The following is a 15,863-nucleotide window of genomic DNA, read 5'->3' on the forward strand; positions in this document are numbered from 1 at the left end:
GGGGCAATGCGGCACAAACGCCTGCACGGCGGCTGAGGACGCCTACATGCCCACTGTCGCCACCCCCAACATCCGCGTCACTTTACGCCAAGGGTTGGCATACAGCGGCCGCCCCTCAAGCGAACTTGGAAAAATCCGGCTTGCGCTTCTCGAAGAAGGCGGTGAAGGCTTCCTTGGCCTCGGGCGCGGCCAGCATGGCGCCGAAGAACTTGTTCTCGTCGACCATCTGCTGGCTGATGGCGCCGTTGCGGCCGGCCTTCATCAGCTGCTTGGTGGCGCGCACCGAGCTGGCCGGCAGGGCCACCAGCTTGGCCGCCTGGCGCAACGCGAAGGGCAGCAGCTCGTCGATCGGCAGCACCTTCGACACCAGGCCCATGTCCAGCGCCTCCTGCGCCAGGAAGGCCTCGCCCAGCATCAGCTTCTCGGCCGCGCGCGGGTAGCCGGCGATCTGCGCCAGCAGCAGGCTGGAGGCGAACTCCGGGCACAGGCCCAGCTGCACGAAGGGCATCGAGAACTTGGCGTTGTCGGCCGCGTAGACCAGGTCGCAGTGCATCAGCAGGGTGGTGCCGATGCCCACCGCCGCGCCGGCCACCGCCGCCACCACCGGCTTCTTGGCGCCGCTCAGCGCCAGCATGAAGCGGTACACCGGACGGTCCTCGATGGCCACGCCGTCCTCGGGACGCGAGCTCTTCATGAAGTCGTCCAGGTCGTTGCCGGCGGTGAAGATCTCCGGCTTGCCGATGATCAGGATGGCGCGCACGGCGCTGTCCTGCTCGCCGTCGGCGATGGCCTCGGCCATGCTTTGGTACATCGCCGAGGTGATCGCGTTCTTGCGGTCCGGGCGGTTGAATTCGATCGTCAGGATGCCGTCGGCCTTGCTGCTCAAAATGTCCATCTTGTCTCCGTCTGCGCTGCAATGCGCGCCAAAATAAGGAAAGGGCGCCGGGAAGTATCCGCAGCGCCCTTGTGTTTTTCTACACTATAGCCGATTTATACGCGCTCGAAGATCCCCGCCGCGCCCATGCCCGCGCCGACGCACATGGTGACCATGCCGTACTTCAGGTTGTTGCGGTGCAGAGCGTGGATCACGGTGGCGGCACGGATCGCGCCGGTCGCGCCCAGCGGGTGGCCCAGGGCGATAGCGCCGCCCATCGGGTTGACCTTCGATGGGTCCAGGCCCAGGTCGCCGATCACCGCCAGCGCCTGTGCGGCGAAGGCTTCGTTCAGCTCGATCCAGTCCAGCTGGTCCTGGGTGATGCCGGCTTGCTTGCAGGCTTCCGGGATGGCGAACTTGGGACCGATGCCCATGATTTCCGGTGGTACGCCCTTGACGGCGAACGAGGAGAACTTGGCCAGCGGGGTCAGGTTGTGCTCGCGCAGGAATTTCTCCGAGACGATCAGCAGCGCGCCGGCGCCGTCCGACATCTGCGAGCTGTTGGCGGCGGTGACCGAGCCCTTGGCGGCGAACACCGGCTTGAGCTTGCCCAGCGATTCGACGGTCGAATCGGCGCGCGCGCCCTCGTCGGTGTCGACGGTGCGGGTCTTGATGTCGATCTGGCCGGTGGCCAGGTTCGGCGTGCGGGTGATGATCTCGACCGGGGTGGTCTCGGCCTTGAAGAAGCCGGCCTGCTGCGCGGCGATGGCGCGGCGGTGCGATTCGACGGCGAAGGCGTCCTGCGCTTCGCGCGAGACTTTCCATTGCTGCGCGACTTTTTCCGCGGTCAGACCCATGCCGTAGGCCATGCCGACGTTTTCGTCGGTGAACATGTTCAGGTTCATCGATGGGTGGTGGCCCATCATCGGCACCATCGACATCGACTCGACGCCGCCGGCGATCATCGCATCGGCTTCGCCGACGCGGATGCGGTCAGCGGCCATGGCGATGGCGGTGATGCCCGAGGCGCAGTAGCGGTTGACGGTGACGCCGCCGATGGTCTTCGGCAGGCCGGCCAGCAGCACCGCTTGACGGGCGATGTTGAAGCCCTGCTCGGCTTCCGGGAAGGAGCAGCCGATGATGGCGTCGGTGATCAGCGACGGGTCCAGGCCGGGCGCCTGCGCCATGGCCGATTGCAATACGCGCACCAGCAGGTCGTCCGGGCGGGTGGTCTTGAACATGCCGCGCGGCGCCTTGCCGATCGGGGTGCGGGTGGCGGAGACGATGTATGCGTCTTGAAGTTGTTTGCTCATTTTATTCTTTCAAAAATTTTTGATCGAAGTTCTGTCGAAGTTCTGTCGAATTGCTGCGTAACCTAGGGGAATGCGCCGTGGCGGGCGCGCCGGGGAATCAGGCGCGCTTCTCGGACAAGTACCAGTCCACCTGCACCTGGGCGGCCAGCGTGCCGGCCGCGTCGAAAATGTCGACCTCGACCGGGAAGGCCACCTTGCCCTGCTCCTTGAGCTCGGCCTTCAGCGCGGCCAGGTCGCCCGGCACGCGCCCTTCGGCGCGGGTGGCGCCCTTGGCCACCTTCTGGTACTGGATGCGCGACTCCTTGGCGACCGGGCGCAGGCCCAGGATCAGCTCGGCGAAGCCGCCCGCCATGGCCGCGCCCGAGGCCGTTTCGGCCAGGGTGAACAGGGCCCCGGCGTGCTGCGTGCCCAGGTGGTTATTCAGCTTGGGGTCCTCCGGCATCGACACCTTGGAGGTGCCGGCGCCGATCTCGTCGATCTTGATCCCCAGCAGGCGCACGAAGGGCAGAGTGTCCATCATTTGTTGCTTGATACGTTCATACACCATGCTTGGCCTCACGCGCAAAAGTACTTTGAATACCAGGGACAGGATCGACATGACCTGGACGATTAGTTGCGCACCGGCTTGCCGGTTTGCATCATGCCCATGATCCGCTCTTGCGACTTAGGATGGTTCAGCAACTCCAGGAAGGCCTTGCGTTCCATGTCGAGGAACCACTGCTCGGAGACGAAGCTGCCCTGGTCGATGTCGCCGCCGGAGACGATCTCGGCGATCATCTCGCCCAGCTTGAAGTCGTGCGCCGAGATGAAGCCGCCGTCGCGCATGTTGACCAGCTGGGCCTTGATGGTGCCGTAGCCGTAGCGGCCGGTGACCTGCACCGGTGCCTTCATCGGCGGACGGTAGCCCTTGTCGAACATGGCGCGCGCTTCAACTTTCGCCACGTGCAGCAGCTCGTAGGCGTTGAAGACGATGACGTCGTCTTCCTTCAGGTAACCCATGGCCTGGGCTTCCAGCGCCGATTTCGACACGTTGGCGGTGGCCGCGTTGGTGAAGCCGGTTTTCAGGAATTGCAGGATGTCGCTGCCCTTGGCTTCCTTGAAGGCGCGCACGGCCGCCTCTTTCAGGCCGCCGCCGGCGGGGATCAGGCCGACGCCCACTTCGACCAGGCCGATGTAGGATTCGATCGAGGCGACACGCTTGGAGGCGTGCAGCGCCATTTCGCAACCGCCACCCAGGGCCAGGCCGGCAACGGCGGCCACCACAGGCACGTTCGAGTATTTCATCGCCATGAAGGTGTCTTGCAGTTCACGGATGATCGGGTCGACCGCCTTGGCGCCGCCCTGCATGAACGCAGGCAGTGCCGATTGCAGGTCGGCGCCGGCCGAGAAGGCGCCGCCTTCGGCCGCGTCGGCGCTCCAGATCACCAGGCCCTTGAAGTTCTTGGCGGCTTCTTCCAGCGCCAGCTTCAGGCCCTTGATGACGCCGTCACCGATGACGTGCATCTTGGTTTTCAGCGAGATCACCAGCACTTCGTCGCCCGAGTGCCACAGGCGTACCGAGTCGTCCTCGAAGACGGTGGTGCCGGCGGTCTTGCCGTCGGCCACGCCGGCGCCGAACACCGGCGCGCGGAACTGTTGACGCTCGTAGACGGCCAGCGTCGAACGCGGCACGAACGATTTGCTGATGGCCGAGTACGAACCTTCAGGAGTGTGGACGCCGCCTTTTTCAGCGACCGGACCTTCGAAGACCCAAGCTGGCAGCGGCGCGTTGCACAGCGCGTGGCCGGCGTCGATGTCTTCCTTGACCCAGGTGGCCACTTGCGACCAGCCGGCGGCCTGCCAGGTTTCGAACGGGCCGACGTTCCAGCCGAAGCCCCAACGCATGGCGAAGTCGATCTCGCGGGCGTTGTCGGCCACGGTGTCGAGGTGGATGGCGATGTAGTGGAAGGCGTCGCGGAAGATCGCCCACAGGAACTGCGCCTGTGGATTGGTCGATTCGCGCAGGGCCTTCATTTTCTTGACCGGATCTTTTTCCTTCAGGATGCGGGCGACGATGTCGGCCGCCTTGCCGCCGCCGGCGACGTACTCACCGGTGGAGAAGTCCAGGCGTTGGATTTCCTTGCCGACTTTTTTGTAGAAACCGGCGCCGGTCTTCTGGCCCAGCGCGCCCTTTTCGACCAGCTTGGCCAGCACGGCCGGGGTCTTGTAGACGGCGGCGAACGGGTCGTTCGGCAGGTAGTCCTGCATGGTCTTGATCACATGGCCCATGGTGTCCAGGCCAACCACGTCGGCGGTGCGGAAGGTGCCCGACTTGGCGCGGCCCAGCTTGGCGCCGGTCAGATCGTCGACCACGTCGCAGCTCAGACCGAACTTCTCGGCTTCGTGGACGATGGCCAGGATGCCGAACACGCCAACGCGGTTGGCGATGAAGTTAGGGGTGTCCTTGGCGCGCACGACGCCCTTGCCCAGGGTGGTGGTCAGGAAACCTTCCAGCTGGTCGGCGATTTCCGGCTTGGTGGCGGCGGTCGGGATGATCTCGACCAGGTGCATATAGCGCGGCGGGTTGAAGAAGTGCACGCCGCAGTAGCGCGATTTCAGGTCGGCGTCGAAACCTTCGGACAGCGTGGTGATCGACAGGCCCGAGGTGTTCGAGGCGAAGATGGCGTTCGGCGCGATGTGCGGCGCGACCTTCTTGTACAGGTCGTGCTTCCAGTCCATGCGCTCGGCGATGGCTTCGATGATCAGGTCGCAACCGGCCAGCAGGTCCAGATTGTCTTCGTAGTTGGCCACTTCGATCAGCGCGGCGTGGTCCTTGTTGCCCAGCGGCGCAGGCGAAAGCTTTTTCAGGTTTTCGATGGCGCGCAGCACGATGCCGTTCTTCGGGCCTTCCTTGGCCGGCAGATCGAACAGGACCACAGGCACTTTGGCGTTGATGCAATGGGCGGCGATTTGCGCACCCATCACGCCGGCGCCCAGGACGGCTACTTTTTTAACGATGAAATTGGTCATGGTTTTCCTCTAGGTTCTTAGAACAGATCTGCGTCGAGCGCCATCAGATTGGCGGAGCCGGCGCGCGCCTGGCGAATCAGGGTTGCGGTTTCTGGTTGCAGACGGGCGAAGTAGAAACGTGCGGTCGCCAGTTTTGCCTTGTAGAAGTTGTCGCCGCTGGATTCCTTCTCCAGGGCGATCTTGGCCATCTGCGCGAACAGGTAGCTGTAGATCATGTGGCCGACCACGCGCAGGTAAGGCACGCAAGCGGCGCCGACCTCGTCCGGGTTCTGGAAGGCCTTCATGCCGATTTCCATGGTCAACTTGGTGACTTTGTCGCCCAGGTCGCCCAGCGGGGTGATGAATTCGCTCATGGCTTCATCGGTACCGTTGTCCTCAACGAAGGCTTTGACCTTCTCGCCGAACTTGCGCAGCTTGGCGCCGTTGTCGCCGAGGATCTTGCGACCCAGCAGGTCCAGCGACTGGATGGTGTTGGTGCCTTCGTAGATCATGTTGATGCGGGCGTCGCGCACGTACTGCTCCATGCCCCACTCCGAAATGTAGCCGTGGCCGCCGAACACTTGCATGGCTTCCGAGGTGGCGATCCAGGCGTTGTCGGTGATGAAGGCCTTGATGATCGGGGTCAGCAGGGCGACTTCGTCGGCCGCTTCCTTGCGCACTTCCTCGTCAGGGTGGTGCAGTTCGCGGTCGATCTGCAGCGCGACGTAGGACGAGAAGGCGCGCGCGCCCTCGGCGTAGGCCTTGCCGGTCAACAGCATGCGACGCACGTCGGGGTGGACGATGATCGGGTCGGCTTGCTTGTCCGGTGCCTTGACGCCGGACAGGCTGCGCATCTGGATGCGGTCCTTGGCGTAGACCAGGGCGTTCTGGTAGGCGATCTCGGTCAGGCCGAGCGACTGCATGCCGACGCCCAGGCGGGCCGCGTTCATGAAGACGAACATGGCGTTCAGGCCCTTGTTCGGCTGGCCGATGATCCAGCCACGGGCGCCGTCCAGGTTCATCTGGCAGGTCGAGTTGCCGTGGATGCCCATTTTTTCTTCGATGGCGCCGCAGGTGATCGGGTTGCGCGCGCCGACCGAACCGTCGGCGTTCGGCAGGTACTTCGGCACCAGGAACAGCGAGATGCCTTTCGAGCCTTCAGGCGCGTCCGGCACGCGGGCCAGCACCAGGTGCAGGATGTTTTCGGCCATGTCGTGTTCGCCGGCCGAGATGAAGATCTTGTTGCCGGTGATCAGCCAGGAACCGTCGTCCTGCGGCAGCGCCTTCGAGCGCAGCATGCCCAGGTCGGTGCCGCAATGCGGTTCGGTCAGGCACATGGTGCCGGTCCACTCGCCCGAGACCAGCTTAGGCAGGTAGACGGATTTTTGTTCGTCGGTGCCGTGTTCCAGCAGGCACTCGTAGGCGCCGTGCGACAGGCCCGGGTACATCGACCAGGCTTGGTTCGACGAGTTCAGCATCTCGTAGAAGGAGTTGTTGAGCACGATAGGCAGGCCTTGGCCGCCGTATTCGGTGGCGCAGGCCAAGGCCGCCCAGCCGCCGTCGACGTACTGCTTGTAGGCCTCTTTGAAGCCCTTCGGGGTGGTCACGGTATGGGTCGCGGCGTCGTGCTTGCAGCCTTCGCGGTCGCCGGAGTGGTTCAGCGGGAACAACACTTCCGAGGTGAACTTGGCGCCCTCTTCCAGCACCTGGTTGATGATGTCGGCATCGACTTCGGCGTAGTGAGGCATTTGCTTGAGTTCATCTTCAACTTTCAAGAACTCGTGCAGCACGAATTGCATATCCCGGATTGGCGCGACGTATTGACCCATGATTATCTCCTGAAGGCGTGTGGCTTGGTATGTGTAGGACGAAAGGCTGCGGCGGACCGCGGCGGTTTAAGGTTGGTGCTGCGCTGCCGTTTTCTCCGCCGGCGGCGCATTTTGATAATTTTCAATCAGTCGGTTGAAGCCGACGCTGGCGCGTTCCAGACTGCCCGGCCGACGCAGGAAGCGCGCGTCGTGGTGCAGTGCCAGGATCAGGCCGTACATCTCGTAGACCAGCTGGCCGGCGTCGGTGTCGGCCTTGAGGTCGCCGCATTCGATGGCCTGCTGCACACAACGCAGCAGGGCGCCCTGCCAGGCCGCCACCATCGCCACCAGCGACTCGCGGATCGGACCGGGCCGGTCGTCGTACTCGACCGCGCCGCTGATGTAGATGCAGCCCGAGGCGATCTCGACGCTGACCCGCTTGACCCAGCGGCCGAACATCGAGCGCAGCCGCTGAATACCGCGCGGCTCCTTGACGCTGGGGAAGAACACTTCCTGCTCGAAACGGTGGTGGTACAGCTTGAGCACCTCGATCTGCAGGTCCTCGCGCGAACCGAAATGCGCGAACACGCCGGACTTGCTCATGTTCATCCTGTCCGCCAGCAAACCGATGGTCAGGCCTTCCAAGCCGTCCCGGCTGGACAAGTCCAGGGCGACGTCGAGAATGGCTGCGCGGGTCAGTTCGCCTTTGCGCATGAATTTGACTGAAGTATTAATAGTGACACTCAAAGGTTGAAAATCATTGGGAATAAAGCATTCTCTCCCAGATGAATTTGCTCCGTGTGAAAAGAATTGCGAACGCTCGTACTATTATCTACTGGGGGACAAAAGTCAAACGCTTACGTTAGAGGTGCGGTTCTATTGCTGCAATGCAGCATAGCCGGCATTTGTGGCGCGGATGTGACGAGCCGGGCGGTGGGCTCTTGGCGATGAACTCAAACCTCTAGCGAGCCATCATCGGCGGCACCTTGTTGCCGCCCCCCCTCCTCTGCGGCAGTGAAGATGGCGCGCAACTCGTCAACAATCGCCTCGGCTAGCGCCGCGTCTTCGAACTGGGGAAAACTCTTGCGCAGGATGCCGGACACGCGGTACTGATTACCGCGCAGGGAGCGGATGATCTGGTCGATATCCGAGTTTGGCCCCTCCAAGTGGTTCTTCACCGCCTCGCGCGCCTGCTCAAGATTGCGCAGGTAGTGCGCCTCGTTGGTCATCTCACGCTCGATGGTATTGCGCACGACGTCGCCCAAATACTCGACCTGCCCTGTCAAGTCCGGATAGCGCCAAGTCGGCAAGGCCTCATCGTAGGCGTCAAAATGGAAGTTTGTCCGAATGCCATCTTCGCAATCCACTTCGGCGCCAAACTCATACCGGTCGGAGAAACACCGCATCAGCGGTTTCGATAGCCGCTCGAGCGCGTGATCATAACCAACGCGCTCCCTTGGGCCATGGGTGATCGTTGCCGAAATCGGCAGAATGAACGGCGCGGGCACCGCGCCGTCACGACGCAACACGTCGTTGACCAGAAACCGGGAGATACGGCCATTTCCATCCGCCATCGGATGGATGTACACAAACCCAAAGGACGCCACTGCCGCGCGTATCAGAGAGGGTTGATTCTTTGTTCTTTCCATGCTCAGCGCCAAACCGTTGAGCAGCACCGGAGTGTGGTCCCAATGCGGAGCAATATAGTCGACCACGGAAACAAAACCGTCATTGTGGCCGACGAAAACGGGTGACATGCGCAGACCATAGCGGGTGGCCATTCCCAATATCTCGGTCTGTAGTTCAGTGAGCGAAGCAAGGAGCAGCGGGTCGCCCCCCATCCCGCAACGGCGCTCCATGACTGCCGCAAATCGACGTACGCGATCGGTTTTCCCCTCCTCGTTCTCAATCAAAAATGAGGCGCGGGATTCTTTGATTGTCAACCAGACAGCGCTACGCTGTAGGATCTCGGCACCAAATTGAACCTCGAGATCCTTCAATGCGCGCGCGCAATCGTAGCGTTCATGCTGCTGGACCAGGGCGGTGCGCATGACAATCGGGCAAAACTCTGGGGTCCCCGGGAGGTTGTCCCTGACTCGCCACCGTTGGTTATTGAACGCATTGCCCGCCACAAGGTATCTTGTTGCATCGAGCGCATCGACATAGTTTCCCGAACTAACTTGCTCTACCGCTAGGCGTTTTCCTGTCAACCACTCGAAAAAGAAGCCGGCCCTACGCGCGTATTGTCCGGTCGGCTCGCGCGCGACCCAGGCTTCGATGATCGCCGGATCGAGCTGAGCAAACAAGCGCGCCAGGAACTCCAGGTGAATCGGCTCGTAGCGAAAAGCGAATGCCAGATGCGCCGCCGCTGTCGACTCCGGCCGCATGGCATATGGGTAGGTCTCGATGCGCGCGCCGTCGGCACTTTCGACCGTTTTACGCGCGCTACCGAACCCGCTTACGGTAATGAATGGTTGAATAGGAGAAACTCCAAAAGCATCTTCCAACCATTTAAAACCCGCCAAGTTACTCATTTTCGATTAAACGCTTTCGTTTTCGATTAAAAAACACAGTGTCGCATATGTTTTTGATTAAAACGATACCTCGATGAAAACTCCTCGGCTGGATCGATAGCGCCGCCGCCGCGCGCCGTCATTCCTGCCCGCTGGCCTTGCTGAGTTGGCGGCGGTCGCGCTTGGTGGGGCGGCCCTTGAGCTCGGCGCCGGGCTCGCGGAACAGCTTGCGCCGCTCGGCCTCGCCGGCGCGGCGCGCCACGCTGGCGGCGCTCTCGGCGTACAGCAGGCGGGCGATGGGCGCGGCGGCGCGCACGTCGGACAGGCCGAGCACCTCGACCTGCCAGACGTCGGCGCCGTTATCGATGTGCAACTCGTCGCCCAGGCGCAGCGCGCGCGCCGGCTTGACCTTGTCGCCGCCGACTTTGATCTTGCCGCTGTCGACGGCCTCGGCCGCCAGCGAGCGCGTCTTGAAGAAGCGCGCCGCCCACAGCCATTTGTCGACCCGCACGCCCTTACCGCCGGCGTCGTTGCCGGCGCCGGGTTTGCCGTCTTTACTCATACTGAAACCGATCAAGCATATTTCCCTATCGCGAAGATGCGCATCAACAGTTTATAGCAAACGAAGGCGATCTCGTAGCCGAGGCGGCGGCAGCGGCCGATGTGGGCGAAGTCGTCCTGGTGGATCACCACGCCCTCGGCCACGGCCGCCTCGATGTGGCCGCGCAGGCTGCGCGCGAAGGCGGCGTCCTTGACCACCACGTTGGCCTCTTGGTTGAGGAACAGGCTGAGGCCGTCCACGTTGCTCGAGCCGACGGTGGCCCAGTTGTCGTCGATGACGGCGACCTTGGCGTGCAGTTGGGTCTGGTGGTACTCGACCACCTTGACGCCGGCCTCCAGCAGCTTCGGGTAGAAGGAGTGGGCGACGGCGTCCTGCAGCCAGATCTCGCCGACGCCGATCAGCAGCACCACCTCGACGCCGCGCTCGGCGGCCGAGGCCAGGGCGCGGCGGAACTTGCGCCCAGGCGCGAAATACGGGTTGGCCAGCAGCACGCTCTTGCGCGCCCGGCCCAGCGCCTGCAGGTAGGCGCGCTGGATGGTGCGGCGGTTGCGCAGGTTGTCGCGCACCACGAAGCCGGCCTGCACCATGCTGGGCGGGGCGGCGTTCCGGTCGATCTTGCGCATGTCGTGGTACAGGCTGATGCGCTTGAAGATGCCCAGCTTGCCCAGCCGCGCCCACTGCGCCTCGGCCTCCTTCTGGATCGCCGCCACCAGCGGGCCGCGCACGGCGACGGCGAAGTCCCAGCGCGGCGCCGGCAGGCGGATGGCGTGGTTGTAGTCGCAGAACAGGTCGTCGTTGATGTTGATGCCGCCGACGAAGGCGACGCCGTGGTCGACCACGCAGATCTTGCGGTGGGTGCGCGTGACGCCGCGGCGGAACCAGGCGTTGAAGATGCGGTGTTCGACGCCGGCCGCCGCCAGCTGGGCCTGCATGCGCTGGCTGCGCGCGCCGCCGGTGCCGAACCAGTCGGTGATCACGCGCACCAGCACGCCTCGGCCGGCGGCGCGCATCAGCGCTGCCAGCACGGCCTTGCCGGTGTCGTCGTCGGCGAAGATGTAGGTCTCGAAGTAGACCTCGCCCCGGGCCGCGTCGATCGCCTCGATCAGCGCGGGGAAGAACTCGGTGCCGCAGTAGAGCAGTTGGACGTCGTTGTCGGCGATGAAGTTGACTGAGCGCATGAAGTGCTGGGCCGGCCCGCTCAGGCGAGCTTGAGCTCGGCGACGATGGGGGCGTGGTCGGACAGGCGCGCCCACAGCGAGCCGTGCATCACCTCGGCGTTGTCGACCTGGAAGCCGCGCACGTAGATGCGGTCGAGGCGGAAGAAGGGCAGCGCGGCCGGGAAGGTGCGCGCCGCCGTCGAGGCGCCGGGCTTGTGGCGGCGGCCCAGCGTGCGCACCAGTTCGCTCAGGGTGGTGGTGTCGCCGATCTGCTCGAACACCTCGACCACGCCGAGCGCCTGGCGCAGCTTGTCGCCCAGCGTGTCGCGCCAGTCGTTGAAGTCGCCGGCGATGATAACCGGCTCGCCGTTCGGCGCCGAGGCCTTGACCGCCTCGATCAGGGCGGCCGTCTGGCGCCCCCGGCCGCCCGCGAACAGGCCGAGGTGGACCACGTAGCAGTGCACCGTGCCCTTCGGCGTGTCGACTTCGCAGTGCAGGATGCCGCGCTGTTCGTAGGCGTGGTCGGAGACGTCGTGGTTGCGGCTCTGGGCGATCGGGTAGGCGCTGAGCAGGGCGTTGCCGTGGTGGCCGTGGTCGTAGACGGCGTTCATGCCGTAGGCGGCGTGCAGCGCCTCGCCGGCGAAGAACTCGTGCTGGGCCGTCTCGGGCCAGTGCCTGTGGCCGTGGTGCTCGGCGCCGTACTGGGCAACGTTGCGGTCGTGGCGGCCCTGCACCTCCTGCAGGAACACCACGTCGGCGGCGAACAGGCCGATGGCCTGCTTGAGCGCGTGCACGCGCGGCTGGCTGCGGATGGCGGACACGCCCTTGTGGATGTTGTAGGTGGCGACGCGGATTTTCATGGGATCGATTCTACCCCCATAAGCCCGCTTCCGGCACCTCCGCGTCTTGCGTGCGAGAAATTGACTGTGCCGCGCCACCATCGCGGCACGGCTTGAGACTCACGCTTGGCGCGCCAAACCGCCCCTGCCTGCGGTCTGGTCGCCGTAGCCGAACATGAGATGTTGAACGCTGATGTCCTCATCGAGCGCATCCCAATGCAGACCAGTACCGCCGCCACTGATGACGTAGTCGGCCAACTGCTCAGACTTGGCCCGCTGCAAACGGGGAAAGAAGCTCAAGGGCACGCCCAAGGTGCGCCCGTCAGCCAAGTGTACCCACATCGCCTGCTGGTCGAAGGTGAGTTTCAATGCTAGTGGTTCAATCATCGAAAAAATCCTCCCACACTTGTATCAAATGTTCTCGCTGCAGCTTGGCTAACTGTAGCAACGCGCCCAACTCATTGTCAGCAATTCCAAACGACTGCGCCAAACGCACTTCCGGCTCAAGCCATATCTTGGCGGAGCCGCCCCGCCCCCGAACATGAACGTGCGCCGGCTCGCGAGGATTGCCTTCGTTTGAAAAGAAGAAGAGCGTGTATCCGTTGTAGCGCAAGATGGCGGGCATGGCAAGCGGGTCCTCGACAGTCGGAACAGACTGTCATGCTAAAGCCGGCTCCACCATAGGCCTTTGTGTCCGCGCAAAGGTGGACGGGTTGAGCAACGCATTAGCGCTTGAGTTGCTGGGGCAGTTGCAGGATGGCTTCGGCGTTCGACGAGGAAAAGCATTTGTCGGCCGCCTCCAAGTAGGGCAGCCAGGTGTATTGTAGATGTTCGCGCGGACTGAGGGTGATGGCGATGTCGCGCGGCACCTCGACGCTGAAGACGTGCTCGGTGTTCTCGGTCACGCCGGGCGCGTAGCGGTGGCGCCAGACCGGGTAGATGGTGTAGATGTTGGCCAGCTGCCAGTCGCGCAGCACAATATCGGCACCGGCGGCGGCGCCGGCGGCGATGCCGGTCTCCTCGAACAGCTCGCGCGCGGCGGTCTGCGCCAGCGGCTCGTCGGGCGTGTCGAGCGAGCCGGTGACCGACTGCCAAAAGCCGGCGCGGTCGGCCCGCTCGATCAGCAGCACCTGCAGGTCGGCGGTGTGGATCACCACCAGCACGGATTCGGGTATCTTGTATGGCATCTTGTTCGGGCAAAAGAAAAGGCGCAACCAGTGCGCCTTTTTGAAGACCACGCCGCGTCCGCCGGGGCGGACGCAACAGATCTAGATCAGCCGGCCACCTTCGGCTCGGCGGCGCGCAGACGGATGTGCAGCTCTTTGAGTTGCTTCTCGTCGACTTCGGACGGCGCCTGGGTCAGCAGGCACTGGGCGCGCTGGGTTTTCGGGAAGGCGATCACGTCGCGGATCGAATCGGAGCCGGTCATCATGGTGACGATGCGGTCCAGGCCGAAGGCCAGGCCACCGTGCGGCGGCGCGCCGTATTGCAGCGCGTCGAGCAGGAAGCCGAACTTCAGGCGGGCCTCGTCGGCGTCGATCTTCAGCGCGCGGAACACCTTCGACTGCACTTCCTCGCGGTGGATACGGATCGAACCGCCGCCCAGTTCCCAACCGTTCAAGACCATGTCGTAGGCCTTGGCGATGCAGGCGCCCGGATTGGTTTCCAGCATGTCCTCGTGGCCGTCCTTCGGCGCGGTGAACGGGTGGTGGGTCGCGGTCCAACGGTCGGCTTCCTCGTCGTAGTCGAACATCGGGAAGTCGACCACCCACAGCGGCGCCCAGACGTCGTCGAACAGGCCGGCCTTCTTGCCGAATTCGCTGTGGCCGATCTTCACGCGTAGCGCGCCGATGGCGTCGTTGACCACCTTGGCCTTGTCGGCGCCGAAGAAGATCAGGTCGCCGTCCTGCGCGCCGGTCAGTTCCAGCACCTTGGCCAGGGCGGCGTCGTGCAGGTTCTTGACGATCGGCGACTGCAGGCCGTCACGGCCCTTGGCCTTCTCGTTGACCTTGATGTAGGCCAGGCCGCGGGCGCCGTAGATGGCGACGAACTGGGTGTAGGCGTCGATTTCCGAACGCGGCATCTCGCCACCCTTCGGTACGCGCAGGCCGACCACGCGGCCGTTGGGCAGGTTGGCGGCGCCGGAGAAGACCTTGAAGTCGACGTCCTTCATCACTTCGGTCAGGTCGGTGAACTCGAGCTTGACGCGCATGTCCGGCTTGTCCGAACCGTATTTGCCCATCGCCTCGGCGAATTCCATCACCGGGAAGGGGTTCGGCAGCTCGATGTCCAGGGTGTTCTTGAAGACCTTGCGGATCATGTCCTCGAACAGGTCGCGGATCTCTTGTTCGGTCAGGAAGGAGGTCTCGCAGTCGATCTGGGTGAACTCGGGCTGGCGGTCGGCGCGCAGGTCCTCGTCGCGGAAGCACTTGACGATCTGGTAGTAGCGGTCGAAGTTGGCCACCATCAGCAGCTGCTTGAACAGCTGCGGCGATTGCGGCAGGGCGAAGAAGTTGCCGGCGTTGACGCGCGACGGCACCAGGTAGTCGCGCGCGCCTTCCGGGGTCGACTTGGTCAGCATCGGGGTTTCGATGTCGATGAAGCCCAGCTCGTCGAGATACTTGCGCACTTCCATCGTCACCTTGTAGCGCAGGCGCAGGTTGTTCTGCATCTGCGGACGGCGCAGGTCGAGCACGCGGTGGGTCAGGCGGGTGGTTTCGGACAGGTTGTCGTCGTCCAGCTGGAACGGCACCGGCACCGAGGCGTTCAGCACTTCCAGCTCGGCGCAGACCACTTCGACCTTGCCCGAGTTCAGGTTGTTGTTGATGGTGCCTTCGGTGCGGGCGGTGACCACGCCGGTGACGCGCAGGCAGAACTCGTTGCGCACTGCCTCGGCGACTTTGAACATCTCGGCTTGCTCGGGATTGCAGACGATCTGCACCAGGCCTTCGCGGTCGCGCAGGTCGATGAAGATCAGGCTGCCGTGGTCGCGGCGGCGGTGTACCCAGCCGCACAGGCTGACGGTTTGGCCGAGCAGGGCTTCAGTGGTGAGGCCGCAGTAGTGAGTACGCATTGAGGACATGTTATTTCTCAGTTCAGGTTAAATTTCAATTCGCCGCCGCCTAGGCGCGGCGTGTTTGCGTGTTTATTTGCTTGCCGCCTCGTTGGCCGGCGGCGCGTCCGGCGCCACCACGCCCATCGAGACGATGTACTTCAGGGCGGCGTCGACGCTCATGTCGAGCTCGACCACGTCCTGGCGCGCCATCATCAGGAAGAAGCCCGAGGTGGGGTTGGGCGTGGTCGGCACGTAGACGCTAACGTAGTCGCCCACCAGGTGGTTCTTCACATCGCCGCCCGGCGTGCCGGTGAGGAAGGCGATGGTCCAGGAGTTCTGGTGCGGATACGGCACCAGCACGGCCTTGCGGAAGGCGTTGCCGGACGACGAGAACAAGGTGTCGGAGACCTGCTTGACGCTGCCGTACAGGGAGCTGACCACGGGGATGCGCTGCAACAGGCGCTCCCACAGCTTGACCACGTAGTTGCCGACCAGGTTGTTGGTCAACAGGCCGGTGACGAACACGATCAGCACCGTCAGCATGGTGCCCAGGCCGGGGATGTCGAAGCCGATCAGGGTGCGCGGCTGCCAGCGCTCGGGCACGATCAACAAGGACTGGTCCATGGTGCTGACCACCAGGTTCAGCACCCAGGCGGTGATCGCCAGCGGCACCAAAATCAGCAAACCGGTAATGAAATATTTGCGCATCGTGTTCTCTGTGAAGGGTGATGGCGGCAGGCTGCCGCCTCGGCCC

General features: G+C 63.7%; 15 protein-coding genes. All 15 read right to left on the reverse strand.

The genetic code is table 11. The features are described from left to right. Positions 1-115: 115 nt before the first annotated feature. The 15 genes from BM252_RS23045 to BM252_RS23115 all read right to left on the reverse strand — a co-directional run bounded on the left by BM252_RS23045 (position 116) and on the right by BM252_RS23115 (position 15,817). Positions 116-895, reverse strand: a complete 780-nt coding sequence (locus tag BM252_RS23045; RefSeq protein ID WP_093390016.1) for an enoyl-CoA hydratase — start codon at positions 893-895, stop codon at positions 116-118. Positions 896-990: 95 nt separating this feature from the next. Beyond that, positions 991-2,187 carry an acetyl-CoA C-acyltransferase gene (locus BM252_RS23050; RefSeq protein WP_093390017.1) on the reverse strand — a complete coding sequence of 399 codons (1,197 nt, stop codon included), beginning with the start codon at positions 2,185-2,187 and terminating at the stop codon, positions 991-993. Positions 2,188-2,284: 97 nt separating this feature from the next. After that, positions 2,285-2,785, reverse strand: coding sequence for a PaaI family thioesterase (locus BM252_RS23055; protein WP_281249382.1), 501 nt, complete (start codon positions 2,783-2,785; stop codon positions 2,285-2,287). A gap of 11 nt (positions 2,786-2,796) precedes the next feature. Beyond that, entirely contained in the window at positions 2,797-5,196 is a 2,400-nt protein-coding gene (locus BM252_RS23060; protein ID WP_093390019.1) for a 3-hydroxyacyl-CoA dehydrogenase/enoyl-CoA hydratase family protein, read from the reverse strand. 17 nt (positions 5,197-5,213) lie between these two features. Then, complete coding sequence (locus BM252_RS23065; protein ID WP_093390020.1) at positions 5,214-7,004, reverse strand: acyl-CoA dehydrogenase C-terminal domain-containing protein; 1,791 nt, start codon at positions 7,002-7,004, stop codon at positions 5,214-5,216. A gap of 66 nt (positions 7,005-7,070) precedes the next feature. Further along, positions 7,071-7,697: a TetR/AcrR family transcriptional regulator gene (locus BM252_RS23070; protein ID WP_093390021.1), complete on the reverse strand. Its 627-nt coding sequence runs from the start codon at positions 7,695-7,697 to the stop codon at positions 7,071-7,073. 239 nt (positions 7,698-7,936) lie between these two features. Further along, the gene (locus tag BM252_RS23075; protein ID WP_093390022.1) at positions 7,937-9,517 is read right to left on the reverse strand and encodes a Fic family protein; all 1,581 of its coding nucleotides are present in this window, start codon (positions 9,515-9,517) and stop codon (positions 7,937-7,939) included. A 118-nt stretch (positions 9,518-9,635) separates the two neighbouring features. Next, on the reverse strand, positions 9,636-10,058 hold the full coding sequence (locus tag BM252_RS23080) for an RNA-binding S4 domain-containing protein (protein WP_093390023.1): 423 nt from the start codon (positions 10,056-10,058) through the stop codon (positions 9,636-9,638). An 11-nt stretch (positions 10,059-10,069) separates the two neighbouring features. Next, entirely contained in the window at positions 10,070-11,236 is a 1,167-nt protein-coding gene (gene clsB / locus BM252_RS23085) for a cardiolipin synthase ClsB (RefSeq protein ID WP_093390024.1), read from the reverse strand. Between the two features lie 20 nt (positions 11,237-11,256). Further along, complete coding sequence (locus tag BM252_RS23090; protein ID WP_093390025.1) at positions 11,257-12,075, reverse strand: endonuclease/exonuclease/phosphatase family protein; 819 nt, start codon at positions 12,073-12,075, stop codon at positions 11,257-11,259. A gap of 99 nt (positions 12,076-12,174) precedes the next feature. After that, entirely contained in the window at positions 12,175-12,441 is a 267-nt protein-coding gene (locus tag BM252_RS23095; RefSeq protein ID WP_093390026.1) for a DUF2442 domain-containing protein, read from the reverse strand. Then, the gene (locus tag BM252_RS23100; protein WP_093390027.1) at positions 12,434-12,679 is read right to left on the reverse strand and encodes a DUF4160 domain-containing protein; all 246 of its coding nucleotides are present in this window, start codon (positions 12,677-12,679) and stop codon (positions 12,434-12,436) included. The genes BM252_RS23095 and BM252_RS23100 overlap by 8 nt, the downstream gene beginning before the upstream one ends. Before the next feature lie 100 nt (positions 12,680-12,779). Further along, entirely contained in the window at positions 12,780-13,241 is a 462-nt protein-coding gene (gene nudB, locus BM252_RS23105; RefSeq protein ID WP_093390065.1) for a dihydroneopterin triphosphate diphosphatase, read from the reverse strand. Positions 13,242-13,327: 86 nt separating this feature from the next. Next, positions 13,328-15,127, reverse strand: a complete 1,800-nt coding sequence (aspS, locus tag BM252_RS23110; RefSeq protein WP_174900645.1) for an aspartate--tRNA ligase — start codon at positions 15,125-15,127, stop codon at positions 13,328-13,330. Between the two features lie 72 nt (positions 15,128-15,199). After that, positions 15,200-15,817: a DUF502 domain-containing protein gene (locus BM252_RS23115; RefSeq protein ID WP_093390029.1), complete on the reverse strand. Its 618-nt coding sequence runs from the start codon at positions 15,815-15,817 to the stop codon at positions 15,200-15,202. Positions 15,818-15,863 lie beyond the last annotated feature (46 nt).

The organism is Rugamonas rubra (assembly GCF_900114705.1).
Lineage (GTDB): Bacteria > Pseudomonadota > Gammaproteobacteria > Burkholderiales > Burkholderiaceae_D > Rugamonas > Rugamonas rubra.